This window comes from Luteibacter sahnii (genome assembly GCF_034063545.1).
GTDB classification, from domain to species: domain Bacteria; phylum Pseudomonadota; class Gammaproteobacteria; order Xanthomonadales; family Rhodanobacteraceae; genus Luteibacter; species Luteibacter sahnii.
The window spans coordinates 35,393-59,615 of the sequence record NZ_JAQLOK010000003.1 but is presented as its reverse complement, the minus strand read 5'-3'; the positions used below and the strand labels follow the sequence as shown (position 1 = coordinate 59,615).

The 24,223-nt window shown below is 67.9% G+C and carries 25 protein-coding genes; 6 read left to right on the top strand and 19 right to left on the bottom strand.

Translation table 11 applies throughout. The annotated features are described in order from the left end of the window. Nucleotides 1–3 precede the first annotated feature (3 nt). The 7 genes from PI246_RS10675 to PI246_RS10645 form a co-directional block, all read right to left on the bottom strand. Nucleotides 4–468: an ABC transporter ATP-binding protein gene (locus tag PI246_RS10675; protein ID WP_320551279.1), complete on the bottom strand. Its 465-nt coding sequence runs from the start codon at nt 466–468 to the stop codon at nt 4–6. A 23-nt stretch (nt 469–491) separates the two neighbouring features. After that, entirely contained in the window at nt 492–881 is a 390-nt protein-coding gene (locus PI246_RS10670) for a DUF883 family protein (protein ID WP_320551278.1), read from the bottom strand. Nucleotides 882–948: 67 nt separating this feature from the next. Then, nucleotides 949–1,107, bottom strand: a complete 159-nt coding sequence (locus PI246_RS10665; protein ID WP_320551277.1) for a DUF1328 domain-containing protein — start codon at nt 1,105–1,107, stop codon at nt 949–951. A 111-nt stretch (nt 1,108–1,218) separates the two neighbouring features. Continuing rightward, on the bottom strand, nt 1,219–1,860 hold the full coding sequence (locus tag PI246_RS10660; protein ID WP_320551276.1) for a YbhB/YbcL family Raf kinase inhibitor-like protein: 642 nt from the start codon (nt 1,858–1,860) through the stop codon (nt 1,219–1,221). A gap of 186 nt (nt 1,861–2,046) precedes the next feature. Then, nucleotides 2,047–3,048, bottom strand: a complete 1,002-nt coding sequence (locus PI246_RS10655; protein ID WP_320551275.1) for a YheT family hydrolase — start codon at nt 3,046–3,048, stop codon at nt 2,047–2,049. Continuing rightward, nucleotides 3,045–3,845, bottom strand: coding sequence for a lysophospholipid acyltransferase family protein (locus PI246_RS10650; RefSeq protein ID WP_320551274.1), 801 nt, complete (start codon nt 3,843–3,845; stop codon nt 3,045–3,047). Before PI246_RS10650 ends, PI246_RS10655 begins: the two co-directional genes overlap by 4 nt. 52 nt (nt 3,846–3,897) lie before the next feature. Further along, nucleotides 3,898–4,407 (bottom strand): Lrp/AsnC family transcriptional regulator, encoded by a 510-nt coding sequence (locus PI246_RS10645; RefSeq protein WP_320551273.1) that lies wholly within the window; start codon nt 4,405–4,407, stop codon nt 3,898–3,900. A gap of 135 nt (nt 4,408–4,542) precedes the next feature. Between PI246_RS10645 and phhA the strand changes: the two genes are divergently transcribed. Next, entirely contained in the window at nt 4,543–5,430 is an 888-nt protein-coding gene (gene phhA / locus PI246_RS10640; RefSeq protein ID WP_320551272.1) for a phenylalanine 4-monooxygenase, read from the top strand. A 70-nt stretch (nt 5,431–5,500) separates the two neighbouring features. Next, nucleotides 5,501–5,728, top strand: coding sequence for a hypothetical protein (locus tag PI246_RS10635; protein ID WP_320551271.1), 228 nt, complete (start codon nt 5,501–5,503; stop codon nt 5,726–5,728). A gap of 553 nt (nt 5,729–6,281) precedes the next feature. Here PI246_RS10635 and PI246_RS10630 read toward each other — a convergent pair. The 6 genes from PI246_RS10630 to PI246_RS10605 form a co-directional block, all read right to left on the bottom strand. Next, the gene (locus tag PI246_RS10630; protein ID WP_320551270.1) at nt 6,282–6,989 is read right to left on the bottom strand and encodes an SGNH/GDSL hydrolase family protein; all 708 of its coding nucleotides are present in this window, start codon (nt 6,987–6,989) and stop codon (nt 6,282–6,284) included. Between the two features lie 19 nt (nt 6,990–7,008). Next, complete coding sequence (locus PI246_RS10625) at nt 7,009–7,707, bottom strand: RES family NAD+ phosphorylase (protein WP_320551269.1); 699 nt, start codon at nt 7,705–7,707, stop codon at nt 7,009–7,011. Beyond that, nucleotides 7,704–8,105: an MbcA/ParS/Xre antitoxin family protein gene (locus PI246_RS10620; RefSeq protein ID WP_320551268.1), complete on the bottom strand. Its 402-nt coding sequence runs from the start codon at nt 8,103–8,105 to the stop codon at nt 7,704–7,706. Before PI246_RS10620 ends, PI246_RS10625 begins: the two co-directional genes overlap by 4 nt. 69 nt (nt 8,106–8,174) lie before the next feature. Continuing rightward, nucleotides 8,175–9,899, bottom strand: a complete 1,725-nt coding sequence (locus PI246_RS10615) for a DUF885 domain-containing protein (protein WP_320551267.1) — start codon at nt 9,897–9,899, stop codon at nt 8,175–8,177. A gap of 91 nt (nt 9,900–9,990) precedes the next feature. Next, entirely contained in the window at nt 9,991–10,695 is a 705-nt protein-coding gene (locus PI246_RS10610; protein WP_320551266.1) for a helix-turn-helix transcriptional regulator, read from the bottom strand. Nucleotides 10,696–10,764: 69 nt separating this feature from the next. After that, a complete protein-coding gene (locus tag PI246_RS10605; protein ID WP_320551265.1) occupies nt 10,765–11,412 on the bottom strand; it encodes a glutathione S-transferase family protein in 648 nt (215 codons plus the stop codon). Nucleotides 11,413–11,645: 233 nt separating this feature from the next. Between PI246_RS10605 and PI246_RS10600 the strand changes: the two genes are divergently transcribed. Beyond that, nucleotides 11,646–12,671: a class 1 fructose-bisphosphatase gene (locus tag PI246_RS10600; protein ID WP_320551264.1), complete on the top strand. Its 1,026-nt coding sequence runs from the start codon at nt 11,646–11,648 to the stop codon at nt 12,669–12,671. Between the two features lie 109 nt (nt 12,672–12,780). Next, nucleotides 12,781–13,704 (top strand): patatin-like phospholipase family protein, encoded by a 924-nt coding sequence (locus tag PI246_RS10595; protein WP_320551263.1) that lies wholly within the window; start codon nt 12,781–12,783, stop codon nt 13,702–13,704. A 17-nt stretch (nt 13,705–13,721) separates the two neighbouring features. Here the strand turns inward: PI246_RS10595 and PI246_RS10590 are convergent, their stop codons facing one another. Continuing rightward, on the bottom strand, nt 13,722–14,318 hold the full coding sequence (locus PI246_RS10590; RefSeq protein ID WP_320551262.1) for a TetR/AcrR family transcriptional regulator: 597 nt from the start codon (nt 14,316–14,318) through the stop codon (nt 13,722–13,724). Nucleotides 14,319–14,518: 200 nt separating this feature from the next. On the opposite strand from PI246_RS10590, the gene PI246_RS10585 reads away from it, so the two are divergent. Then, complete coding sequence (locus PI246_RS10585) at nt 14,519–15,958, top strand: glycoside hydrolase family 19 protein (protein WP_320551261.1); 1,440 nt, start codon at nt 14,519–14,521, stop codon at nt 15,956–15,958. 21 nt (nt 15,959–15,979) lie between these two features. Here PI246_RS10585 and PI246_RS10580 read toward each other — a convergent pair whose 3' ends face one another. Together PI246_RS10580 and PI246_RS10575 are read right to left on the bottom strand one after the other, a co-directional pair. Continuing rightward, entirely contained in the window at nt 15,980–16,939 is a 960-nt protein-coding gene (locus PI246_RS10580) for a glycoside hydrolase family 43 protein (protein ID WP_320551260.1), read from the bottom strand. Between the two features lie 55 nt (nt 16,940–16,994). Beyond that, entirely contained in the window at nt 16,995–19,097 is a 2,103-nt protein-coding gene (locus tag PI246_RS10575; RefSeq protein WP_320551259.1) for a TonB-dependent siderophore receptor, read from the bottom strand. Nucleotides 19,098–19,290: 193 nt separating this feature from the next. On the opposite strand from PI246_RS10575, the gene PI246_RS10570 reads away from it, so the two are divergent. Further along, nucleotides 19,291–20,373 carry an XdhC family protein gene (locus PI246_RS10570; RefSeq protein WP_320551258.1) on the top strand — a complete coding sequence of 361 codons (1,083 nt, stop codon included), beginning with the start codon at nt 19,291–19,293 and terminating at the stop codon, nt 20,371–20,373. A gap of 15 nt (nt 20,374–20,388) precedes the next feature. Here the strand turns inward: PI246_RS10570 and paoC are convergent, their stop codons facing one another. From paoC to paoA, 3 genes are read right to left on the bottom strand one after another with little or no spacing between them, the layout of a single operon-like run. Beyond that, the gene (gene paoC / locus PI246_RS10565) at nt 20,389–22,581 is read right to left on the bottom strand and encodes an aldehyde oxidoreductase molybdenum-binding subunit PaoC (protein ID WP_320551257.1); all 2,193 of its coding nucleotides are present in this window, start codon (nt 22,579–22,581) and stop codon (nt 20,389–20,391) included. Between the two features lie 4 nt (nt 22,582–22,585). Next, nucleotides 22,586–23,539, bottom strand: a complete 954-nt coding sequence (locus tag PI246_RS10560; RefSeq protein ID WP_320551256.1) for an FAD binding domain-containing protein — start codon at nt 23,537–23,539, stop codon at nt 22,586–22,588. After that, nucleotides 23,536–24,174: an aldehyde dehydrogenase iron-sulfur subunit PaoA gene (gene paoA / locus PI246_RS10555; protein WP_320551255.1), complete on the bottom strand. Its 639-nt coding sequence runs from the start codon at nt 24,172–24,174 to the stop codon at nt 23,536–23,538. Before paoA ends, PI246_RS10560 begins: the two co-directional genes overlap by 4 nt. Between the last annotated feature and the right edge of the window lie 49 nt (nt 24,175–24,223).

The window sequence follows — 24,223 nt, the reverse complement described above, 5'->3', positions numbered from 1 at the left end:
CGTCTAGTTCTCCGCCCGTTCGCCTTCGGCCTTGCCCCGCTGCATCGCCTCTTTCGCCAGCGCGGCGAACTCGGCGCGGGTGCCCGGAAGGGTAAGCCAGTGCATGCTGCGACGGAATACCAGAATCGCCAGCACCAGCAGCACGAGCTGGACGCCGGCCAGCGCCGTCAATGCCCAGGCCCAGGAGTGGAACCACTGGGCGAGCCCCCACCCGGCCAGCGCCAGGAGCGTAAAGCCCAGCGCCACCGCGAAGACGATGGCCGCCAGGCCCATGAAAAGCATCAGCACGAAGCCGCTGCGGGCCAGGCCCACTTCGGCCAGCATGAGCCGGAACTGCGCGCCGAACAGATGTTTGAGGCCGACACCGAGCTGGCGGAACTCATCGACCCACGGCGGCAGGCTCACTCCCGGACGGGAGGTGCCTGCCGCCTTGTCGTCTTCGAGCCCCGAGGGACTATCTTCCCGCATGCGTGGTCCCCCGGGCAGAACGATCAGTGACGGAAGATGCGGCCCGCGAGCCAGCCCGCGGCGATGGCCATGGCGACCGACTGGACCGGCTTCTCGCGAACGTAATCACGGGCGACGTCGAGCCAGTCGTTGGCACGATCCACGGCGTCATCGTAGGCCTCCTTGCCACGCAGCTTGGCCTCTTCGGCCTTCTCGGCAGCGCGGGTGGCGCCATGGGCGGCCTTGTCGGTGGCGTTGTGCAGGCCCGACTCCACCTTGTCGGCGGCGCGGTCCACTGCATCCTTCGTGCGCTCGACGGCGTCGGACGTCGCCTGCTTCACGCGCTCGGCGCGCTCTTCGATGCGTCCGGCGGCCGACAAGGTGTTGGCGGCGGCGGAAGCGGCGTTGGCAACGTGGTCCTCGGGCTTGCTCATGGTGAACGTCTCCGGCAGATCGGGCAGGTCAGGTTAACGGGATAAAGGTGACAGGCAGGTCGTCGCGTCAGACGCTTCGGCCACGGAAGAACGAAATGATCGCGAGGATCAGGAAGATCACGAAGAGGATCTTCGCGATGCCGGCCGCCGTGCCAGCGATGCCACCGAAGCCGAACACGGCGGCGATGATCGCGATCACGAGAAAGATAAGGGCGTAGTGCAGCATGACGTTGTCTCCTTCGGGATGCGCCACCATTTAGTCGCGCGCCCCGCGCATGCCGCGTGAAGCCGCCGCGCGCGATGCGCGCGGCGTTCAGCATCGGCGTTCACGCCTCCCTCACGCCTTCACCTTCGGGTTGAGCGAGTACGTGCCCGTCAGAACCGCCTCGTCGATCACGTGGCCCTTGATGACGTCACGGAATTCGGCCAGCGAAAAGCCGTTCTCGAGTTCGACCGCTTCCACGTCCAGCGCGTACACGTGGAAGTGATAGTGATGCACCAGGGTATCGTTCCACGGGGGGCACGGGCCGTCGTAACCGTGGTAATGGCCTTCCATCTCCGCATCGCCCTTGAACCAGCCGGTGTAGTCGTTGATGCCCTGCACCGCGCCGGGGGGTGCGACGAGGTCGTCCTTGAGCTTTCCGTTGCCCTTGCCCCGCGGCACGATGCCTTCGCCGCACGCGCCTTCGCCCAGCTCGCGGCATTCGGCCGGGATATTGGCCATCAGCCAGTGCACGAATTCCACGCGCGGCAGGTCGCGGCGCACCTCCCGGCCCTCGACGTTGACGTCGTCGGGTTTGGACGGCACGTCGGTGTCGATGACGGCGATGGCGAAGGATTTCGTGGCGGACGGCACTTCCGTCCAGGCCAGGTGCGGCGTGACGTTGCCGGCTGGCTTGACCGGCTCACCGATCTCCATGAAAGCATGCCGGGCGGGGATCGGCTTGCCGTGCTCGATGCTGTTGCTGGTAAGACGCATGGGGAGTCTCCTTGCTGGCTTGATGTGATCGGTCGATGGCGCGCGCCGTCACCGTTTCGTCGTCGACACGCGACCGAACCGAGGTGAACCGGTTGCCACCTCGCGTGGCGACGTGAGCGAGGACGACCGGGGGCGGACAGGCTCCGGTGGGGCGGTCACCTTAGGCCCGCCTTCGCGAAGGCGAGGTCAGCGCCGGATCGCGTCGAACCGGGCCGCGATGTAATCGTCGGTGAAGCTGGTCATGCCGAAGTCCCGGATGAACCCGCAATGGCCGCCATACCGGGCGATGTCCAGCTCGACGTTCGGCGGCAGGCGCAGCTGGTCGAAGGCGGCGACCGGGATCACGGGATCGTCGCGCGAGGTCAGGATGGTAGCCGGCAGGTGCAGATCCATCAGGCGATCGCCGGCGACCGAATAGCCGTCGAGGTAGGCCTCGAGGGAATCGAAATCGGTGTGGCGGACCACCAGCGAACGGGTGAGGTCACGCATGTTCTGGTTCAGCTCGGCCAGCTCGAAATAGGTCTGCTGCGGAAACGCCTGCTGCTTCAGGCGCAGCGAGCGGCGCCATTTCTGCATGAAATACGCCTGGTAGAACCACGGCGCGGCACTCTCCAGCGAAAACAGGCCTTCGCTCGGATCGATGATGGGGCACACGGCCATCACGTAGTCGAGCGTTATGCCCTTTGCTTGCGCCAGCATGCCGGCGCGCAGCGCAAAATTGCCGCCAAGCGAGAAACCGGCCACGCCCACGGCCTTCGCCGGGAACTGGCGCACGATCTCACCCAGCGCCACCACCACCTCGTCGATGCGGCAGGAGTGGAACAGCGCCTCGTTGAGCCCGTGGCTGTCGCCGTGATCGCGGAAATTGAGCCGGAACACGTCCCAGCCGTCTTCCAGCAGGCGGCTGCCGGTCTGCAGCACGTAGGTCGAATCGACGCTGCCTTCCCAGCCATGGAACAGGATGGCCAGGCCGCGGGATTCGCGCCCGGTGACCTGCGCGGTGTAGCGACCGCTGAGGCGATCGCCGTGGCCGACGTCGATCAGTACCTCGCGGGCGTTTTCCTGCACCTTTCTCGCGCGCCGCGGCAGCAGGCGGCGACGCACGCCGCTGGACGACAGCATGGTCTGGATATGACCGCTGCGCAGCGGCCAGGGCGGAACGAAGTCGGCGCCCGTCGGCAGGCTCATGACGACACGCCGTCTTCCAGCGCGGCGGCGATACGCTCGCGCGAGGTTTCGGCCATGCGACGGCGGCCGTCCGGCGACACCGGCACGGGCTCCAGGAAGTGCACCTCGACGTCCAGCGGCGCTTCGCCGAGCAGGCGCAGGAAATTGCCCATGAAGCTCTCGCCCACGCGGAACCCGGCATCGACGACGCGGCGGCCGTCGCGGGCGAAACGCAACGCCACCGGCTGCACCGGGACCTCGGCATCGAGCGCAGCCTGGAAGATGCGGGCGTGGAACACGCGCAGCACGCCCTCGTGCCCCGTGCCACCCTCGGGGAACACGGCTACCGAGCGACCCTGGCGCAAGCGCTCGACCATCACGGCCATCACCGACGCCAGGGAGTGGTTGTTGCCGCGGCGATGGAAGATCGTGCCCCCACGCGAGGCCATCCAGCCCACGAGCGGCCAGCTGGCGATCTCGGCCTTGGCCACGAAACAGGCCGCGCGCTGGGAATGCAGCAGTTCGATGTCGAGCCAGGAGGTGTGGTTGGCGACGAACAGCACCGGATCGGGCAGCGGCGTGCCGAAGCGGCGGCTGCGAAAGCCGAACACGCGCAGGAGCAGCGTCGACCACAACCGGATGGTGCGGTGCGCCAGCGGCTCGCGGCCGTTTTTCATCACCCCGCCCGCCCAGCTCAGGATCAGCGCGCAGATCACGATGCCGAACAGCACGTGGAGGATCAGCAACGGCACGCGCCACAGGTAACGCAGCGGACGCAGGCGGTCGTGAGGGGTCGGGTTGGTGGTGGCGGCGTCCATCGAGCGCACAAGATTAACGACGCGGCGGATCGCCCGCTAGGGGAAATCCCTATTACCTTGTCTGTCCGGGGTTTGCGGACCCCGTCGACGGCGCCAGGCCAAGGGGTAAGGCCGTGGAGGCCTTGACCGTGCGCAGCACGAAGCTGGTGTTCACGTCGGCGACGCCGGCGGCGTTGAGCAGGCGGTCGAGCAGGAAGCGGGAAAAGCCGTCGAGGTCGGGCACGTAAACCTGGAGGAGGTAGTCCATGTCGCCGGTGAGCGCGTAGCAGGAGACGACCTCGTCCCACGCCGCCACCCGCTCGATGAAGGCGTCGATGGCCTCGGACTCGTGATGGCGCAGCTGAACGCGGACAAAGGCCTGGAGGCCCAGCCCGAGGGCCCGCGGCTCCAGTCGGGCGCCGTATCCCGCGATGACCCCGTCGGCCTCCAGCCGCTGCATGCGACGCAGGCAGGCCGACGGCGAGAGATTGACCGCGGTGGCGAGGTCTGCATTGGTGATGCGTCCCTGGGCCTGGAGCACAGCGAGGATGCGCAGGTCGGTACGATCCAGCGAGGCTTGCACGATTCTGTCTCCTAGAGCGACCTAATGAGCACATTCTTGCACGATAGGCCGAAGTAATTGCAACAAAACAACCTCATTGCGCACCGTCGGCCCTAAGCTGTTGTGGTATCCCCACCCGCTCCTCAGGAGGCCGTCATGGACATCCCCCGTCGCGTCGAACACCAGCAGACCGATCGTGGCTATGTGCCCGTCTACGCGACCGGCACCGTGGAGCAACCGTGGGCAAGCTATTCGAAGACCGACCACGACGTCTGGGACACCCTCTACCGTCGGCAGCGCGAGCTGCTTCCCGCTTACGCCTGCCAGGCATTTCTGGACGGCCTGGACGCCTTCGGCATGGGCGAGGGCGGCATCCCCCGGTTCGAACACCTCAACGAGGTGCTGGGCAAGGCCACCGGCTGGCGGATCGTCGCGGTAGAAGGCCTGCTGCCGGACGAGGTGTTTTTCGACCACCTGGCGAATCGCCGGTTTCCGGTCAGTTGGTGGATCCGCAAGCCTGAACAGCTCGATTACCTCTCGGAGCCGGATCTGTTCCACGACCTGTTCGGCCACGTGCCGCTGCTGCTCAACCCGGTCTTCGCCGACTACATGCAGGCCTACGGCAAGGGCGGCATGAAGGCTCACGCCATCGGTCCGGAGGCGCTGATGAACCTGACCCGCCTATACTGGTACACGGTGGAGTTCGGCCTCATTCGCACCGACGCCGGGCTGCGCATCTACGGCGCCGGCATCGTCAGTTCGAAGGGCGAGTCGGTCTACGCCATCGATTCGGCGGCGCCCAACCGCATCGGGTTCGACCTGGAGCGGGTGATGAACACCCGGTACCGGATCGACACCTACCAGCAAACCTACTTCGTGATCGACGATTTCGAGCAGCTGTTCGATGCGACCGGGCCGGATTTCACCCCGATCTACGCCCGGCTGGCCGACAGCTCGCCCGTAGCCGCGGCGGACGTGTTGCCGACCGACACCGTCTACCAACGGGGCACCCGCGAGGGCTTCGCTAACGGCGCGGACAACTGAAACTCAACGGCGGGCTAACGATTCGACGTTTACGATGGCTTCCAGTTGTTGAAAACAGGGTGGAACCATCGTGGTCGTATTCGATATCCCTTTTGCTTCCGTCGGTCCGGGGCTCTGGTTGCTGCAGAAGAACGAGGCCGAGTTCGGTGAATTCTGTTCGCGCGATGACGCACTGGCCTGCGCCATCGCCGAAGGGCGCCGGATCGAAGCTGCCCGGGCCCGGGCCCGCGTGGTGCTGAACATCGAAGGCAACGACGGCCACTGGCGCGCGTTCGATACCTCGATCAAGCCGGTCTAAAAGGCCGCCCCTCCCCACGCCCCGTACGGGGCCGTGAGACGACGAAGCCGCGCGGCGCGACCCGTGCGGCTTTTTCTTACGTCTGCACGGATAACCGGACCCATCCCAGCGATCAGCACGACGAGCCGGTGGATGGTTCGACTGGGAGAGCCGTGGGGCTGTCGCGACCTTGTGGCGCCAGGGCACGTGGCACCTGGGGCGGTGTCGCAGGGAGACCTTGGTGTCCACCGTCGAGGCGAGTTCCGCGCTAGGGAGCGGCCGAAGGCCCTTTGGATATACGGGCCGCGCAAGCGGCTCATCTCTATCGAACGCGGAGGGCCTGTCCGAGCAGCGAGGGGGACATCGAAGGCTCTGGCCTTAACGCCTCACGCTCCGTGCGGACAAAATAAAACCCCGGCAGCCAGGGGAGGAGCTGCCGGGGTCGCGTCGGGTCCAGGCTATCAGGGGAAATAGCGGGACCCGGGACAGAAGGCGAATGGATCGGCCCTCTGCCAACAGGTCGCCTCTCGGCGATCGAAGACTTAGATAGGGCCGATGCCGTGAAGTTCCCGTATCACGCCCCCGGTGCGTTTGGACTCTGTTTAACTTCGGCGGCCGCCGCATGGGTGGCGAGCCACGGCCGCACCTGGGCGATCCATAGCGCGTAGCCCTTGGGGTTCATGTGCAGGCCGTCGCCGATGAAGAGCTCCTTGCGGGGTTGGCCTTTGGCATCGAGCATGGCCGGCGCGACATCGAGGAAGGTGACGTCCTTCTGCCGGCCGGCCCAGTCGCGGATCAGGTCATTGGCCTGGGCCACTTTCGCCAGCAGGGCCACGCGGGCCACGCTGGGCTTGATGGAAAGGAAGGCGATGGGCACGTCCGGCTGCGCCTGGCGCACCCGGGCCACGAAGGCGGCGAAGTCGTCGCGCACCTTCGCCGGCGTGTCGCCGCCTTCCAGGTCGTTGTCGCCGGCGTAGAGCACGATCGCCACCGGGTGATACGGCGTGACGATGCGGTCGGCGAACGCCGTGGCGTCGTCGAGATCGGAGCCACCGAAGCCGCGGTTGATCACCCGGTAGTTCGGGAAGTCGTGGGCCAGGGACGTCCACATGCGGATCGACGAGCTGCCGACGAAGAGCACCGCGTTCCGCGGCGGCGGCGTGGCCCGGTCGGTGGCCTCGAACGCCCGGATGTCGGGCTCCCAGCGAGCGTGGTCGTTGTCACGGGCGGCGGCGCCGAAAGCGAGGCCGAGGAGGAACAGGGCAAGGACGGGCTTTTTCATTCCTGCGACCGTACGCCTTTCAGGGCGTCGGGGGCAAACCGCGCTCCACCGCCGTCACCTTGAGCACCGCCTCGATGCGCCGGCCGTTCCAGCGGTAGATGAAGTGTTCGGCCTGCACGCAGGGCGCGACCAGGTCGGGGTAGAACAGCGCCGCGCATTCGCCGCCCGGGTGCCGCGCGCTGTCGTAGACGATGCCGTTGGAGCCCGCCTCGCGCAGCATCCGCGCCAGGCGGACGCTGGCCACGTAGGAATCGGCGTCGTGCTCGGCGGCCCAACCGCCGCGGATGTCGTGCAGCCGGCCGGCGACGGCCGTCCGGTAGCAGCGCACCTGCACGTCGGTCGGGGGCTCGTGGGTGGCCGCGAGAAAGGCCTCGCGATGGAAGACCGTCTCCTCGATCGCCGTCGGGATGCTGTGCGCGGCGTAGAACACGCCCCAGTGACCGTCGGAGAAGCGGCTGCCCTCGGGCGGGACGTGCGCGAACGCCGCCATGATCGGCGTGGTGCCGGGGCCGGATACCCGGCGCTCGGGTGGCACGAGGCTGAGCGCGCCCATCTCGTCGCGCAGGCGCGGGTTGGTCAGCGATTCGATGGCCATCACCGCGTCGATGTCCTTCGGATCGGCGATGCGGTCGAACAGCCCCACCGGCGGGAACCGGCTCGGCACGATGCGGTAGGCCTGGGTCCAGCGGATCCGTCGCTGCGGGGGCAGCGCGTTCATCCGTTCCAGCCGCGTTGCGCGTCCAGGTATTGCCGGACGACGTACAGGTCGGCCACGTTGCCCGAGAGCATGCGGTCGAGCGCGGACCGGCCGCCGAACAGCGCGGCCTGGTTGGGCCGGCGCACCCAGGCATCGGCCTGGGTGGGGTCGGGGAAGAGGATCTGGAGGTCCTTCCAGATACCCAGCAGGTAACTGATGCGCTCGACGACATCGCGCGACGGGGCGCCGTCCTGCTGTTTCTTCCACTTGAAGTAGGTCGATTCCGGCGGGTCGCCGAGCAGCGTGCGCTGTTCGGCCGCCTTGAGTTTCCAGTGTTCGGCCAGGGCGAAGAAGGCGCGGAGGGCGGCGCCGCCCAGGTCGGCGGCGTGGACGGGTTCGGCATGGATGGCGGGTCGCATCACGGCTTCACCTGTGGAGTTGTGATGCAGTCTACACCACAGGTGGAGTTTTTGCGATACCGCGCCGGCTTACCGCCGCGAGGCGATCCACGCGTCGATCTGCGCTTCGAGCACGGGCAGCGGCACCGAACCCAGCGCCAGCACGGTGTCGTGGAACGCGCGCAGGTCGAACTTCGGCCCCAGGGCTTTTTCCGCGCGCTCGCGCAGTTCGAGGATCTTCAGGTAGCCGAGCTCGTACGACAGCGCCTGTCCCGGCCAGCTGATGTAGCGATCGACCTCGTTGGCGATCTCGCGCTGGCTCAGCGCGGTGTTCTGGGTGAGGTAATCGATGGCCTGCTGGCGCGTCCAGCCGTCGTGGTGGATGCCGGTGTCGACCACGAGCCGACACGCACGCCACATCTGGTAGGTGAGGTAGCCGAAGCGCTCGTAGGGCGTGTGGTAGATGCCCATCTCGTTGCCGAGGTATTCCGAGTACAACGCCCAGCCCTCGCCGTAGGCCGAGATGTAGCCCTCCCGGCGGAACGCGGGCAACCCCTGCTGCTCGGCGGACAGCGCCAGCTGAAGGGCGTGGCCGGGCATCGACTCGTGCAGTGTGAGCGCGGGCATGTTGAACAGCGGGCGCGACGGCAGGTCGTAGGTGTTGACCAGGTAGGTATCGGGGCCGCCGCGCCCGGAGGTGTAGTAAGGCGCGATGTCGGCTGGCACCGGTTCGATGGCGAAGCGCTGGCGCGGCAACAGGCCGAAGTAGCTGCCCAGCTTCGCGTCCACCTGCTTGGCCACCCAGGCGGTGCGCATGAGCAGTTCGTCGGGCGTCTTGGCGTAGAACTGCGGGTCGGTGCGCAGGAAATGCAGAAACGCCGGGAAATCGCCCTTGAAACCGGTGTCCTTCATCGTCTGGAGCATCTGCGCGTGGATCGTCGCCACCTCGCGCAGGCCGATGGCGTGGATCTGGTCAGGCGAGAGGTCGAGCGTGGTGTACTCGCGGATCTGCTGGCGGTAATACGCCTTGCCATCGGGCAGGGCTTCGGCGGCCAGCGTGGGACGCGCCCGCGGCAGGTAGTCGTTGCGGAAGAACGCCAGCAGCTTCACGTAGGCGGGAATCACGTCGTTGGCGATCGCCGCGCGCGCCTGCGCCCTCAACGCATCGGCGTCCTTCGCCGGCATCGTCGCCGGCATATGCGCGAACGGCGCGTACAACGCGCTGTCCTCGGGAGCCTTCAGCCCGGCCACGGCGGCGATGGACGCGTCACGCCCGTCGAGCACCGCGCGCGGCACGGTGAAGCCGCGCGCCAGCCCCAGGCGCATGTTGGCGATTTCCTGGTCCATCCACGCCGGGACTTGTTTCAGCCGCGCGATGTAATCGCGGTATTGCGCCTGGGTGCGCAGGTCGTCGCCCTGCAAGACGTAGCCCACGTCGGACCAGAACGCCGAGTCGCTGTTGAACGGCATCTGCCACTGCATGAACCGTTGCGCGGCGGCGAGGTTGCGGATCTGCTCGCGGTACACCGCGTAGTCGACCCGCTCGCCGTCGCTCAGCGTCTTCGGGTCGATCCGGTCCAGCTGCGCCAGCACGTCGTTCCAGTAGGCGAGCCGCCGCGCCTGGCTGGCGGCGTCGACGTTATCCAGGCGACCCTCGCCCGGCTGCGCCTCGCCGGAGGCGAGGATGCCGGCCTGGCCATTTCGCCAGGCCCATTCCTTCGTATAGATCGACTTGAACGCGTCGTCGGCGGTAGAGGCATGGGCGGCGCCGGCGACGAGGCCGGCGAAGGCGAGGGTGCGTATCCAGGCGGACATGGGCGTTCCGGGGAGGGAAAGACCCCGATCATGGCACCGCCCATGGCAGCGCTCCACCGCCATGGGTCATACGTCGGCCCGATCGCGGCGGTTATTCGAGCCCGACGTAATGACGATGCATCGTATCGAGATAGGCGCGCAGGTCGCGACCAACCGTGTCGGTGAACGTCTCGCCCGATTCGCGGCAGGCTTCGACGCGGTCGGGACGGAAATTGCGGAACGCGTGGCGGTGACGGCACCACGCGCCCAGCGTCCACGACCCACCCCAGAACGACAGGCACAGCGGCTCCACCTCGCGCGTGCTGGCCCGGCCCTCGACGTCGCGGTAGTCCAGGCACAGCACGCGACGGCGCAGTACCGCGTCGTGCAGGCCGTCGAGCATCGACGCGATCTGGCTCTGCGTCGCATCGCGCCAGATGGGAGCGAAGATCTTCGACTGCGCCGCCCGTTCGCGCAGGTCGGGCGGGAGCACCGCTTCGATCTTGATCAACGCGGCCTGCGCCTCACGGGCCAGCCGTTCGCCGGCGAACGCGCGGACGAAGCGCGTGCCGGCAACGAGGGCCTCCAGTTCGTCGGCCGAGAACATCAGCGGCGGGATCTCCGAGCCCTTGCGCAGCACGTAGCCGACACCGGCTTCGCCCTCGATGGGCACGCCCGAGCGTTGCAGGTCGGCCACGTCGCGGTAGACCGTGCGCAGCGACACCTCGAGCGTGTCGGCGAGCTGCCGCGCGGGCAACGCCGTGCGGCGCCCGCGCAGGGCGTTGATGATGAGGAACAGGCGATCGGCGCGGCGCATCGGCGCATCATCGCTTTCCGCGCGGCGCGCGGGAAGCGATCGACGTCACGGTCGCGCATGACCGCCGCCTCACGCCGCCGTGCGGCGCTGCGCCCGGGCCAGCGCCTCGTCCTGGTCGGCGGCGCGGCGGATCGCCGGGCGCGCCATCAAGCGGTCGACGTAGGCCTCGAAGACGTCGCGTCGCGGCACCAGGCCCATCCCCAGCGCCCACGAGAGCGCATTGGCCCACAGCACGTCGGCGGCGGTGAAGCGTTCGCCGAGCAGCCACGGCCCCCTGGCCAGTTGGGCGTCCACCGTGTCGATCACCGTGTCGAAGTCGCCGTACGGCGAGAACGAGGTCGGCGCGGGTTCGCGCTTCATGTGGCGGTCCACCACGGCCGGTTCGAAACAGCCGCCGTAGAATGAGAGCCAGCGCAGGTAAGGGCCGCGCAGCGGATCGGAAAGGGCGGGCGCCAGGCCGGCCTCCGGGTAGAGGTCGGCGAGATAGACGAAGATCGCCGGGCGCTCGGTGATCAGCTCGCCCAGGTGGGCGATGGCCGGCACCTTGCCCATCGGGTTGACCTTCAGGAACGCGGGCCGCCGGTTCTCGCCCGCGGCGAGGTCGAGCAGGTGCATGTCGTACTGCGCGCCCAGCTCCTCCAACAGCATCAGCGTGCTGGTGGAACGGGTGTGCGGGGCGTGGTGAAACGCAACGCGCGGCGTCGTGGCGTGGTTCATGAGGCTCTCCCTGGTCGGTCGATCGTGTCTGGCGTGGGTCTGTTGCCACGGTACGGGGCCGTCCATGCGCAGGCCGCGCTGGCGTACCGGCGCATGAAGGACGGCGAGGCGTTCCATCCATCGATACATGCGGGTCCCCTCCCGTGGTTCGGTCGGGAGAGGATGAACGGGGGCTACTGACAACGTGCTGTCAGCAGCCCCACAATGGGCGCTTTCGCGCCAGAGCCCGTCCCATGACGAAACCGATTTCGCTGATCCAGTACCTGATCGAAGAAAAGCGCGCCGAGCGCATCACCGGCGAGCTGAGCCTGCTGATCGAGGTCGTGGCCCGCGCGTGCAAGCGCATCGCGGTCGCCACGGGCAAGGGCGCCCTGGGCGGGGTGCTCGGCAACGCCGGCTCGGACAACGTGCAGGGCGAGGCGCAGAAGAAGCTCGACGTGATCTCCAACGAAATCCTCCTAGAGGCCAACGCCTGGGGCGGTCATCTCGCCGCCTGCGCCTCGGAGGAAATGGAAGACCCGCAGCCGATTCCCGACGCCTACCCCAAGGGTCATCACCTGCTCCTGTTCGATCCGCTGGACGGCTCCTCGAACATCGACGTGAACGTCTCGGTGGGCACCATCTTCTCGGTGCTGCGTTGTCCGTACGGCGTGACCGAACCGGCCACGGCGGATTTCCTCCAGCCGGGCACCGCGCAGGTGGCGGCCGGTTACGTGGTGTATGGCCCCAGCACCCTGCTGGTGCTGACCTTCGGCCATGGTGTGAGCGAATTCACGCTCGATCGCGAGATCGGCAGCTTCATCCTCACCCGGCGCAACATCACCATCCCCGAGGAGACCGGCGAGTTCGCCATCAACATGTCGAACCAGCGCCACTGGGAAGCGCCGATGCAGCGTTACGTCGGCGAACTGCTGGCCGGCAAGGACGGCCCGCGCGGACGTGACTTCAACATGCGCTGGGTCGCCTCCATGGTGGCGGACGTGCATCGCATCATCACCCGCGGGGGCGTGTTCTTCTATCCGCTGGACGCCAAGATCACCGCCAAGGGCGGCACCGGCAAGCTGCGCCTCATGTACGAAGCCAACCCGATGGCCTTTATCGTCGAACAGGCCGGCGGCGCCGCCACCACCGGCCGCGAACGGATCATGGATCTGCAGCCCACCGGCCTGCACCAGCGCGTGCCGGTGTTCCTCGGCTCCAGGCAGGAGATCGCCATCGCGACGCGCTATCACCTGGAAGCGGACGGTACCCGTGCCTGAACGCCCGACCGCGGGCGGCCACGCCGCCCGCGTTTCGCCCTTCCGCCGCCCGGCGCCCGCCGCGCGGTGGACCGATCATCCGCCAGCCTTCCCTGCCCCCCGCCCTGACATGACCCCGCGCCGCGTCCGCTCCTGGCTCGTCCCGTTTTTCACCCTCCTGGTCGCCGGTTGCGGCGGACACGCCGCCGACACGCACCCGCAAGCCGCCCTGCCCGTGCTCGCACCCAAGCCGCGCATCGGCCTGGCGCTCGGTGGCGGTGCGGCCAAGGGCTTCGCGCACATCGGCGTCATCAAGATGCTGGAGGCCAGCGGCATCCATCCCGATGTGGTCTCAGGCACCAGCGCGGGCAGCGTCGTGGGCGTGCTCTACGCCAGCGGCATGGATGCCTTCCGCCTGCAGGAGCAGGCCTTCGCGCTCGACGAAGGCAGCATCCGCGACGTGCGCTTCTTCTCCGGCGGCCTCGTGCAGGGCCAGAAACTGCAGGACTACGTCAACCAGCTGATCGGCCAGCGGCCGATCGAGAAGCTGTCCAAACCCTTTGCCGCGGTCGCCACCGAACTGGAGAACGGCGAGCGCGCCGTCTTCATTCGCGGCAACGCGGGCCAGGCGGTGCGCGCCTCCAGCAGCATCCCCGGCGTGTTCGAGCCGGTGGAGATCAACGGACGGCACTTCGTCGATGGCGGCGTGGTGAGCCCGGTGCCGGTGGACGCGGCGCGCCAGCTTGGCGCCGACGTGGTCATCGCGGTGGATATCTCGGCACGGCCCGACGGCAGCAACCCCGCCAACATGGTCGGCATCGTGGGCCAGTCGATCACCATCATGGGGCGCCGGCTCGCCGAGCAGGAGCTGGGCCGCGCCGATGTCGTCATCCGGCCGAAGGTGGGCCAGATCGGCCCGACCGACTTCGACCAGAAGAACGTCGCCATCCTCGAAGGCGAGCGGGCGGCGCTCGCCGCGTTGCCCGCGATCCGGGCGAAGATCGCCGAGAAGGCCGCCGCCATGGGCAAGCCCCCGGTGCCCGCCACGCACTGAGCCGCCAGCGCGGCGACTCAGGCCGCCGCGCGTTCCGCCTCGACCAGTTCCACCGACGAACGACGGCCCAGCGCGAGGATGTCCTCCGACAACGCCGGATCGGCCACGGCGCGCGCCAGCGACATGCTGCCGACCATCGACGACATCACCGCGATCGCCAGCGTGCGGCGGCGGGCGGCCGCGATGTCCTGCGGCAACGTGGAGCCGATCAGGTCGAGCATCTCCTCGTAGCCTTCGGTGAACACCTCGCGCGTGGACGCGGGGCGCCGGCCCATCTCTCCCGACAGCGCGGCAGCCATGCAGCCGTGCTCCGGGTGGTCGCGATGCATCGTGGAAAGGTAAAGGTCGATCAGCGCGCGCCACGGCTCATCCGCCGACGCCGCCACCCGGATCGCGAAACGCTCCATCGCCGCGTTCGAACCGACGGCGATGCACTCGCGCACCAGGTCTTCCTTCGACCCGAAATGATTGTAGAAGCCACCCTGGGTCAGGCCGACGTCGTTCATCAGGCTGACCACGCCGACGGCATCGATGCCGTCGGCACGAAACCGCTCGGACGCCGCCTCGACGATGCGCTGGCGGGTCTGTTCCTTGTGGCCTTTCTCGTAACGCATGCTCCAACTCCCGGTGACGCTCCACCCAAAGCGGATTCTACGTGGCCTTGCAACGGCAAATGTCGACGCGCCGGTTGCGGATATTCGCAGCCAATTTTCAGAAAAGTTCCATATTCCCGCGTAGGTCGTCGCTGATAGCGTGACGTTTGCCCCTTGTGGCAAGCACCGTTCGCATCCCTTTGAGCCAAGGACGACGTCCCATGATCCTTCCCCTCCCTCGCCGCGCCCTTCGCGCGGCGTTTGCCGTCGCGTCGCTGTCCCTCTCCCCCCTGGCCGCCGCGCTCGACTACGACGCATCGCAGGTCTACGTCGCCGACTGCGTGGTGAACTGGCAGGCGCAGACCTACCGCGCCAAATGGTGGACCCCACCCGGCCACACGCCTGCCCATGTCGACACCGCGCCACATCCCTGGGACACCTCCTGGGAACGCGTCGCCACCGGCACGCCGACCGGCTGTCCCGGCGAGCCGGTCGCGCCGCCGGCCGGTCCCGGTCCCGGCCCGGACCCAGGGACGCCGCCGGAGGTGGTCACCGTGCCGTTGAGCCGCTTGCTCGCCGACGAAGCCGACCTGACCGCGTCGCCCCTGATGCAGTCGGTGCGCCACTCGGTGCGTACGCTCGACAATGCCCATGTCGAGGCCGTGGCACCACGCCGCGCGCAGAACCCGGTCAACGTCCGGCGCGTGGAGTCGATCGTCGACGAGGCGACGTTCGACTATCTGTTTCCGCTGCGGCAGCCCGAATACAGCTACCGCGGTTTCCTTCAGGCCACGGCGAAGTTCCCGGCGATGTGCGCCGACTACGACGACGGCCGCGATGCCGACGCCATCTGCCGCCGCACGCTCGCCACGATGTTCGCCCACTTCGCCCAGGAAACCGGCGGGCACGATGCGTGGCGCGAGCAGGAGGCCTACCGGCAGGGCCTGATGCACGTGCGCGAGATGGGTTTCGACGAGGGCAAGAGCGGCTACAACGGCGAGTGCGCCGCCACGGGCTGGAGCACCGAGGCGTGGCCGTGCGGCACCTGGCCCGATGGGCGCTTCAAGAGCTACTTTGGCCGTGGCGCCAAGCAGCTGTCGTATCACTTCAACTACGGGCCGTTCTCGGAGGCGATGTACGGTGACGTGCACGTGTTGCTCGACGCGCCCGAACGCGTGGCCGACACCTGGCTCAATCTCGCGAGCGCCAGCTTCTTCTACACCTACCCGCAGCCGCCCAAGCCGTCGATGCTGCACGTGATCGACGGCACCTGGCAGCCGAACGCGGCCGATCTCGCCGATGGCCGCGCACCGGGCTTCGGCGTGACCACGCTGATCATGAACGGCGGCGTCGAGTGTGGGGGCTCGGGCGCCGAACATGCCGCCTCGGCCAACCGCATCACCTACTATCGCGCGTTCGCCGCGAAGCTCGGGGTGCCCGTGCCACCGGATGAAACCCTTGGCTGCCGAGGCATGAAGGCCTTCGCCGAGAACGGTGCCGGCGCGTTGCCGCTGTACTGGGAAAACAACTGGCGCACCGAGCCGGGGTGCCAGCTGGTCTCCTACCAGACGGCGTTCTCGGCATTGAAAGACGGCGATTACGTGCGCTGCGTGCGGCGGGCGTTCCCGCACGTGGAGATCATCGACGACACCCGTTCGTAATCCGCGCGGCGTGCCCGCGCATCAGCGCAAGGGATGAGCGGGCACGCCTTCGTTGGTCATCTTCACCGGCAGGATGTTCCCTTTCGCGTCGAAGTACATGCGGTCGATCGCGACCTGGCGGTGGTTGCCGTCGGTGTCGCCCAGCGGGTGGCGGTGGTAGACGATGTACCAGCTGTCGTCGGCCGCCACGTGAAACAACGAGTGGTGGCCGGCGCCGGTGCCGATCGCCGGGTCCTGCTGGAGGATCTTGCCGATGCGCTTGAACGGCCCGGTCGGCTTGTCGGCGATGGCGTAGGCCACGGAGTAGTCCGGCCCGGTCCAGCCACCTTCGGACCACATCAGGTAATAACGGCCGTCGCGCTTGAACATCAGCGGGCCTTCGACATACCGCTCCGGCGTGATTTCCTTGTAGACCGTGCCATCGGCCATCGGCTCCACCCCGGTGAAATCCGGTTTCAGACGCACGATGTTCGCGTGCTTCCAGCCACCGTAGATCATGTACCACGTGCCGTCGTCGTCGTGGAACACGAACTGGTCGATCGGCTGGGCACCGTTGTGGAACGCGCCGATCAGCGGTTTGCCGAGCAGGTCCCTGAAAGGGCCTCCGGGCGCGTCCGCCACCGCCACGCCGATGCCACCGGGCTCGTTGTCGCTCTGGATGTCGTTCGCGGCGAAGAAGAAATAATACTTGCCGGCGTTATGCACGAGCGCGGGGGCCCACAGCGCTTTCTTCGCCCAGCCGATGGCCTTGATGTCGAGCACGTCGGCGTGCTTCGTCCAGTGCACGAGATCCGGCGACGAAAAGGCGTCGAAATGCGTCTGCTCGCCATACCGCACGGATGTGGTGGGGTAGATCCAGTACTGCTGGTCGAAGATGGCGGCTTCGGGATCGGCGTACCACCCGGGGAAAACAGGGTTGCCCGCTTGCGCGCCAGCGACCCATGCCAGCATCGCCAGGCCGATCAACGTACGAAGGCGCATCGTGTTCTCCCCAACCCCAACCAGGCGATCATCCTAACCGCTTTCGCGTCCTGGATCAGAACCGATAGCGGGCCATGCCCATGAGGCTGCGGCGCGGTCCGTAGAAGCAATCGCCACGGGCCAGGCACGATGCGTTGTAGACCTGGTCGGTGAGGTTCGCCGCGTTGACCGAGAAACGCCACGGCCCCTGGGTGTACGCGACCATCGCGTCGAGCAGCGTCTTCTTCGGGACGTGCAACGTGCCGGTCTCGTCGTCGTTCACGCCGATGTAGCGCGCGCCGAGGCCCAGGCTCAGGCCGTCGTCGTCGACGTCGTTCACGTGGTACACGCCCCATACCGAACCCTGGTTCTTCGGCAGGCCGGCCACGATCGTGCCGTCGCCGGGTCGCGCGTGCGTCCAGGTATAGCTGCCGATCAGGTCGAGGTGGTGGCCCAGTCGCGTCGAGGCTTCCAGTTCCACGCCCCGCGTTCGGGCTCGGCCCGCCTGGATCTGGTTCAACGGATTCTGCGGGTCCGGCGCCAGGCGGTTGTCTTCATGCAGGTCGAAGTAGGTGGCGGTGAGCAGGGTGGCGCTGCCGACCGGCTGGTACTTCAGGCCGGCCTCGTATTGCTTGCCGCGCAGCGGCTCGTAAGGGCGGTTGTAGGCGTCGAGGGAATCCAGCGGCTGGAACGATTCGGTGTAGCTCACGTAGGGCACCAGTCCACTGTCGAAGCGGTACATCAGGCCGTAACGCGCGGTGGTGGCGTTGTCCACGGAACGCTGGCCGCCCGTGACCTGGGTGGCGCGGTCGTGGCGGAAACCCACCGTACCGATCCAGTGCTCGCCCCAGTTGATCTGATCCTGCACGTACAGCCCCGTCTGCCGCGTGTGCGACGACGGCGAGGGGAAGACATCCGGCGGTACGAAGCCGTTGCCATACACCGGCGCGTACAGATCGAAGGGCACGGCGTCATAGCCGTTGCCCTGCTTCGCATCGGTATGCGAATAGGCCACGTCCAGGCCGAACAGGACGCGATGGTGCACGCCACCGGCATCGGCGTCGGCCTGCAGGTGCGTATCGGTCACCAGGCGCTTGTAACGCTTGAGCGAGACGTAGCTGTAACGCGCGACCGTTCGCTGGGCATCGTCGAGGAAGGGATCCGCCGGATCGGAATAGACGTTCGGATAAAGCGTGCGGTAGTCGACGTTATCGTGCGAGTAGCGCGCGTTCTGCACGAACTTCCAGGTATCGTCGAAGCGGTGTTCGAAGAACGACGAGACCGAACGCTGGCTGGTGTCGTACGCATCGAAGCCGGGCTCGCTCGTGAAGCGGTTCGTGGGGATGCGGCCGTTCGGGTTGGGCAGCAGCGTGCCGGCATGCGGAAGGAAATTAAGCGTCGTGCCGTTATGGTCGAACTGAAGGTTCGCCAGCAGGGTCCATTGCGTATCGGCATCGGGCATCCAGGTGATCGCGGGGGCGATCGCCTTGCGGTCGTCCGGCACGTGGTCGATCTGCGCGTCGGCATCGCGGTAGACGCCGATTAGGCGATAGGCCCAATGCCCCGCCGTATCGAGCGGACCGGTAAAATCGAACGCCATCTGCTTGCGTGCGTTGTTGCCCCATTGGGCTTCCACCTCGTGCGAGGCGATGAACTGCGGACGCTTCGACACCAGCGCGATCAGGCCACCCGTGGTGCCCTGCCCGTACAGCACCGACGACGGCCCGCGCACGATCTCCAGGCGGTCGAGGAAATAAGGCTCCGTACGCGCGTAGGCGCCGCCGAACGACTGGCGCAGGCCATCGAGATATTGCACGAACGAGGTCCCGCGCAGAAAGGCGTCGTCGCCGCGGCTGTCCACGCCGTAGGCGTCGGCACGCACGCCGGCCGAGTAACGCAGGGCGTCCTGCACCGTCAACGCGCCCTGGTCGAGCATCTGCGTGGACGACACCACGGAAATGGCCTGCGCCGTTTCGATAACGGGCGTGTCGGTCTTCGTGGCGCTGGTGGCGTCCTGGCGGGTGTATCCCACGTTCGCACGGGTACCCGTCACCGCGACGGGCGCGAGTTGCACCGCGTGGTCGTCGGTTCCGCCCCCCGTGGCGTCCTGAGCATGAACGACCGCGGGAAGCAGGGCCCCGGCGATAAGAAGGGCGAGAGGGTTCTTGGACAGGCGCATGGTAGTTCCCTGGGCGAGCGCACGCTTGCGTCGTGTGGACGACATCATGAATGAGAATCGATCTCATTCATGATGTCGGAAAGTGGCTCGTGACGCAATCTTTTGCGGAGCCGCCCGCCGCCTTGACCCCGGCCCGACGTGGATTCGGTTAGCGTCGCCAGCTTCCTGGCGCGACGACGAAAGGCGTTATCCGATGAACTCGGCCGATGAATTCCGCACCCTGGTCGACGCGCTGCTGGCCCTGCGCGAGCGTGGCGGGCGCGGTGCGCTCGCCACGCTCACCCGCACGCGCGGGTCGACGTTCCGGCGGGTCGGTGCACGCATGCTCGTGCACGAGGACGGCGACGTCGTCTGCGAGTTGTCCGGCGGCTGCCCACAGCGGGACATCGTCGAGCGGGCGCTGGAAGCAATGCGCGAGGAGGCACCGCGACTGCTCCACTACAACGCGCAGAACGGGCTCGACCTGATGATGGACATGGGCTGCGGCGGCGAGCTCGAGGTGATGGTGGAGCCGTTGGCGCCACCAAGGCCCCTCGCGGTGCTCGATGTACTGGCCGATGGCATCGCCCGCCGCCGGAGCGGCCGCCTCGTGACGCTGTTCGCGCTCGACGGCCTGCCGGTGATGCCGCGCCGCCAGGTGTGGCTCGACGGCGCGCTCCGCCACGACGAGTTCGACGACGACGCCCTGGGCGATATCGTGGCCGGGCTACCGCCTGACGACGGCCACCGGGCGGCGACCCTCGCCTTGCTGTCGCCCCGGGGGCGCGCCGACGTCCTGGTGGAACCGCTCCGTCCCCCGCACCGTCTCGTGCTTGTCGGCAGCGGCGCCACGGCGCGCGCCATGCTGCCGCTCGCCGCCGCGCTCGGCTGGGCGGTCACGCTGGTCGAGGCGAACCCCGATCGCCTTCGCGACGTTCGCGCCGTCGACGGCGTGACCCGGCTATGCGCCGGACCCGGCACCGTCATGGCGACGATCCTGCCCGACGCGCAGACCTCGGTCGTCGTCATGACGCACAATTTCGAGCAGGACATGGCCTACCTACGCGTCCTGCAGGAGGCGCCATTGGCGTACCTGGGCACGCTCGGGTCGCGCGAGAGGGCGCGACGCGTGTTCGAAGACGGGCGATTCGCACGCACGGTGCACGCCCCCGCCGGCCTCGACATCGGGTCGGAATCCCCGGCCGAAATCGCGCTGGCGATTACCGCCGAAATCGTGGCGACGCGACGTGGCCACGCCGGTGGCTCGCTGCGCGACGGGGACGGCGCCATCCACTGACGCCGTCCCCGTCGCTCACACCGCCGGCAGACCCGGCAGCAACTTGTCCAGGGTGACCGGGTAGTCCCGCACGCGCACGCCCGTGGCGTTATACACCGCGTTGGCGACCGCCGCGGCCACGCCGCAGATGCCGAGCTCGCCCACGCCCTTGGCCTTCATCGGCGACGACACGGGGTCGGTCTCGTCGAGGAACACCACCTCCTGGTGTGGGATGTCCGCGTGTACGGGCACTTCATAGCCGGCAAGGTCATGGTTCACGAAAAAGCCGAGGCGTTTGTCGACCACCAGGTCTTCCATCAGCGCCGCGCCGACACCCATCGTCATCGCGCCGATCACCTGGCTGCGTGCGGAGATCGGGTTGAGGATGCGACCGGCCGCGCAGACGGCGAGCATGCGGCGTACACGAATCTCGCCCGTCGCCGAATGCACCCCCACCTCGACAAAGTGCGCGCCGAAGGTGGACTGCTGGAAACGCTTGGCCAGGTCGCCGTATTCGATGGTGTCCTCGGCCACGAGTTCGCCGCCCGACGCGGCCTGGGCGAGTGGCAGGCTACGACCGCCCGCCGAGACCCTGCCGTTGTCGAACTCGGCGGTCGCCGGGTCCAGGCCGAGTTTGCGCGCCACGGCCTCGCGCAGCTTCACGCAGGCCGCGTAGACGCCCGCCGTGGCGCTGTTGCCACCCCATTGCCCACCGGAGCCGGCGGAAACCGGAAACGTCGAATCGCCCAACCGGACCGTGATCTTCCCGATCGGCAGGCCGAGCATTTCCGCCGCCGTCTGCGCGATGATCGTATAGCTGCCGGTGCCGATATCGGTCATGTCGGTTTCCACGGTCGCGCTGCCGTCCGGCGCCAATCGCACGCGCGCGGCGGACGTCATCACCAGGTTGTCGCGAAACGCCGAGGCCACCCCCATGCCAAGCCACCACGGGCCGTCGCGTCGCGCGCCCGGCGCCGTCGGGCGATCCTTCCAGCCGAACCGTTCGGCGCCTTCGCGCATGCACTCGACGAAATGCCGTTGTGAGAACGGCCGATCTGGTTTTTCCGGGTCTACTTGCGTGTCGTTGAGGATGCGGAACTGCACCGGATCCATCTTCAGCTTCTCGGCCATTTCGTCCATGGCGATTTCCAGCGCCATCAATCCCGGCGCCTCGCCCGGCGCGCGCATGGCGTTGCCCTCGGGCAGGTCGAGCACGGCCAGGCGCATCGCGGTCATGCGGTTGGCGCCCGCGTAGAGCAGCCGCGTCTGATTGACGGCCGTTTCCGGCCCGCCACCGGGCAGGTCGCCCGACCAGCTCTCGTGGCCGATGGCCGTGATCCGGCCGTCCCGGTCGGCGCCGATGCGGATGCGCTGGATCGTGGCCGGACGATGCGTGGTGTTGTTGAAGATCAGCGGACGCGGCAGCGTAAGCGCCACGGGACGCTTCGCAGCGCGGGCACCGAGGGCGGCCAGCACGGCGTCGGCGCGCACGAACAACTTGCCGCCGAATCCGCCGCCAATGTAAGGGGAAATAAGCCGTACGCTGTCCTTCGGCAGGCCGAGCGTGGTCGCGACGTCGCCCTGGCTCCAGTGGATCATCTGGTTGGACGTCCATAGGGTGAGCCTGTCGCCGTCCCACGCGGCGATGGACGCGTGCGGCTCCATCATGGCGTGCGACTGGTCGGGCGTGGTGTACGTCGCGTCGAGGGTGATCGGCGCGGCGGCGTAGGCACCGGCGAAGTCGCCGGCGCCGCTGTCGGCGTCGTCACCGGGTTTGGTGGCACCCGCACGGGCGGTCGCGAGGTCGAAGGCGCCTTTTTCCCTTGCGTAATCCACCTTGACGAGGGCGGCGGCCCGGCGAGCCTGTTCGAAGGTCTCCGCCACCACCACGGCCAGCGCCTGGTGATAGTGCTGCACCTGCGGACCGCCAAGCAGCGCGGCGGTGTTGTACTTGCCCTTGCCGAGCTTGCCGGCGTCGCGGGCGGTCACGATCGCGAGCACGCCCGGCGCGCGCCGCGCCGCGCGGGTATCGATCGCCGTGACCCGGCCCTTGGCGATCGTCGCAGGCACGATGTAGCCGTAGGCATGGTCGGGCACGGCGTCATGGCGTTCGTACGCGTAACGGGCCGTCCCGGTGGTCTTCAGTGGGCCGTCGATGCGCGGGTGCGGCTGGCCGACCACCTTGAGGCGGTCGATGGGGTTGGTGGTGGCGGGCGTGTCGAATTTCATGGCGTCAGCCCTCCTTCGCCTGGGCCAGCACCGCGGCCAGCGTGCGCTCGACCAGCGGGACCTTCATCGCGTTCTGTGCGGTCGGCTGGGCATCGGCGAGCAGTCGCGCGCTGACGGCCCTGGCACCCTGGGGCAGCGCGGCCTCCGCCGCCTCCACCCGCCACGGCACGTGGGCGACGCCGCCGACGGCCAGGCGCCCGGTGCCGTCTTTCTGCACCACGGCCGCCACCGAGACGAGCGCGAAGGCGTAAGACGCCCGGTCGCGCACCTTGTGGTACAGGTGCGTGCCGCCCAGGGGACGCGGCAACGTGACGGCCGTTATCAGCTCACCGGGCGTCAACGTGTTCTCGATGTGGGGGGTGTTGCCCGGCAGCGTATAGAAATCGGCGAGGGGTATCCGGCGCGTGGCGCCATCGGGTTTGACCGTTTCCACGGTGGCATCCAGCGCGCGCATCGCCACCGCCATGTCGCTTGGGTGGGTCGCGATGCAGGCTTTGCTGACGCCGACGATGCCCAACGACCGGCTGAACCCGCCCAACGCGGCACAACCGCTGCCAGGCAGCCGCTTGTTGCAGGCCTGATGCGTGTCGTAAAAATACGGACACCGCGTGCGCTGGAGCAGGTTGCCCGCCGTCGTGGCCTTGTTGCGCAACTGGCCGGAGGCCCCGGCCAGCAGCGCACGCGAGAGCAGCGCGTAATCCTTGCGCACCCGCCGGTCCGCGGCCAGATCCGTGTTGCGCACCAACGCACCGATGCGCAGGCCGCCGTCGTCGGTCGGCGAGACCGTATCCAGGTCGAGCCCGTTGACGTCGATCAGGTGGTCGGGCTCTTCCACGCCGATCTTCATGAGATCGAGCAGATTGGTGCCGCCGGCGATGAATTTCGCGTTGCGCGTGCGCGCGGCCGCGGCGGCCGCCTGCGCGGGCGACGTGGCGCGCTCATAGGTGAAGGGTTTCATGCGCCGGCTCCCGCGACCTCGGTGATTGCTTCGACGATGTTGGAATACGCGCCGCAACGGCAGAGGTTGCCGCTCATGCGTTCGCGCAGCTCGTCGCGGGTGAGCGACGCGCGAGCCTGGATATCCGCGGTGACGTGGCTGGGCACGTCGCGGCGGATCTCGTCGAGGGTGCCGACGGCGCTGCAGATCTGTCCCGGCGTGCAGTATCCGCACTGGTATCCGTCGTGCTTGACGAACGCCGCCTGCATCGGATGCATCCGCTCGGGCGTGCCGAGGCCTTCGATCGTGGTGATCTTCGCGCCCTCGTGCATCACCGCAAGGGTAAGGCAGCTGTTGATGCGCCGGCCATCGACAAGCACCGTGCACGCGCCGCACTGGCCATGGTCGCAGCCCTTTTTCGTGCCGGTAAGGTGCATGTGCTCGCGAAGCGCGTCGAGCAGCGTGGTGCGCGTGTCCAGCACCAGGGCCTGCGGCGCGCCGTTGACCTCAAGCGACACCTTCGCGGTCACCGGCGCGCGTTCGTCGTCGGTCGTGGCGGCGCGCGCGATGAAAGGCGGTGCGGCGGCCAGCGTCGCCGAGGCTGCGCTGAGTTTGAGAAAGCCTCGGCGGGAAACCCGCAGATCATTGGTGTCCATGGCGTGACCTCGATGCCGTTGGGTGGTCGGGTAGGCGCCTTGGGAGAGT

What these genes read in the sequence shown, in the direction of transcription:
- PI246_RS10655 (WP_320551275.1), bottom strand. Translation starts at nt 3,048, where the DNA reads ATGAGCCTGCCGACGGGCGCCGACTTCGTTCCGCCCTGGCCGCTGCGC.
- PI246_RS10605 (WP_320551265.1), bottom strand. Translation starts at nt 11,412, where the DNA reads ATGAACCACGCCACGACGCCGCGCGTTGCGTTTCACCACGCCCCGCAC.
- PI246_RS10585 (WP_320551261.1), top strand. Translation starts at nt 14,519, where the DNA reads ATGATCCTTCCCCTCCCTCGCCGCGCCCTTCGCGCGGCGTTTGCCGTC.
- PI246_RS10675 (WP_320551279.1), bottom strand. Translation starts at nt 468, where the DNA reads ATGCGGGAAGATAGTCCCTCGGGGCTCGAAGACGACAAGGCGGCAGGC.
- phhA (WP_320551272.1), top strand. Translation starts at nt 4,543, where the DNA reads ATGGACATCCCCCGTCGCGTCGAACACCAGCAGACCGATCGTGGCTAT.
- PI246_RS10620 (WP_320551268.1), bottom strand. Translation starts at nt 8,105, where the DNA reads ATGCGACCCGCCATCCATGCCGAACCCGTCCACGCCGCCGACCTGGGC.
- PI246_RS10615 (WP_320551267.1), bottom strand. Translation starts at nt 9,899, where the DNA reads ATGTCCGCCTGGATACGCACCCTCGCCTTCGCCGGCCTCGTCGCCGGC.
- PI246_RS10650 (WP_320551274.1), bottom strand. Translation starts at nt 3,845, where the DNA reads ATGGACGCCGCCACCACCAACCCGACCCCTCACGACCGCCTGCGTCCG.
- PI246_RS10595 (WP_320551263.1), top strand. Translation starts at nt 12,781, where the DNA reads ATGACCCCGCGCCGCGTCCGCTCCTGGCTCGTCCCGTTTTTCACCCTC.
- PI246_RS10560 (WP_320551256.1), bottom strand. Translation starts at nt 23,539, where the DNA reads ATGAAACCCTTCACCTATGAGCGCGCCACGTCGCCCGCGCAGGCGGCC.
- PI246_RS10670 (WP_320551278.1), bottom strand. Translation starts at nt 881, where the DNA reads ATGAGCAAGCCCGAGGACCACGTTGCCAACGCCGCTTCCGCCGCCGCC.
- PI246_RS10590 (WP_320551262.1), bottom strand. Translation starts at nt 14,318, where the DNA reads ATGCGTTACGAGAAAGGCCACAAGGAACAGACCCGCCAGCGCATCGTC.
- PI246_RS10625 (WP_320551269.1), bottom strand. Translation starts at nt 7,707, where the DNA reads ATGAACGCGCTGCCCCCGCAGCGACGGATCCGCTGGACCCAGGCCTAC.
- PI246_RS10610 (WP_320551266.1), bottom strand. Translation starts at nt 10,695, where the DNA reads ATGCGCCGCGCCGATCGCCTGTTCCTCATCATCAACGCCCTGCGCGGG.
- PI246_RS10570 (WP_320551258.1), top strand. Translation starts at nt 19,291, where the DNA reads ATGAACTCGGCCGATGAATTCCGCACCCTGGTCGACGCGCTGCTGGCC.
- PI246_RS10630 (WP_320551270.1), bottom strand. Translation starts at nt 6,989, where the DNA reads ATGAAAAAGCCCGTCCTTGCCCTGTTCCTCCTCGGCCTCGCTTTCGGC.
- paoC (WP_320551257.1), bottom strand. Translation starts at nt 22,581, where the DNA reads ATGAAATTCGACACGCCCGCCACCACCAACCCCATCGACCGCCTCAAG.
- PI246_RS10580 (WP_320551260.1), bottom strand. Translation starts at nt 16,939, where the DNA reads ATGCGCCTTCGTACGTTGATCGGCCTGGCGATGCTGGCATGGGTCGCT.
- paoA (WP_320551255.1), bottom strand. Translation starts at nt 24,174, where the DNA reads ATGGACACCAATGATCTGCGGGTTTCCCGCCGAGGCTTTCTCAAACTC.
- PI246_RS10665 (WP_320551277.1), bottom strand. Translation starts at nt 1,107, where the DNA reads ATGCTGCACTACGCCCTTATCTTTCTCGTGATCGCGATCATCGCCGCC.
- PI246_RS10660 (WP_320551276.1), bottom strand. Translation starts at nt 1,860, where the DNA reads ATGCGTCTTACCAGCAACAGCATCGAGCACGGCAAGCCGATCCCCGCC.
- PI246_RS10575 (WP_320551259.1), bottom strand. Translation starts at nt 19,097, where the DNA reads ATGCGCCTGTCCAAGAACCCTCTCGCCCTTCTTATCGCCGGGGCCCTG.
- PI246_RS10600 (WP_320551264.1), top strand. Translation starts at nt 11,646, where the DNA reads ATGACGAAACCGATTTCGCTGATCCAGTACCTGATCGAAGAAAAGCGC.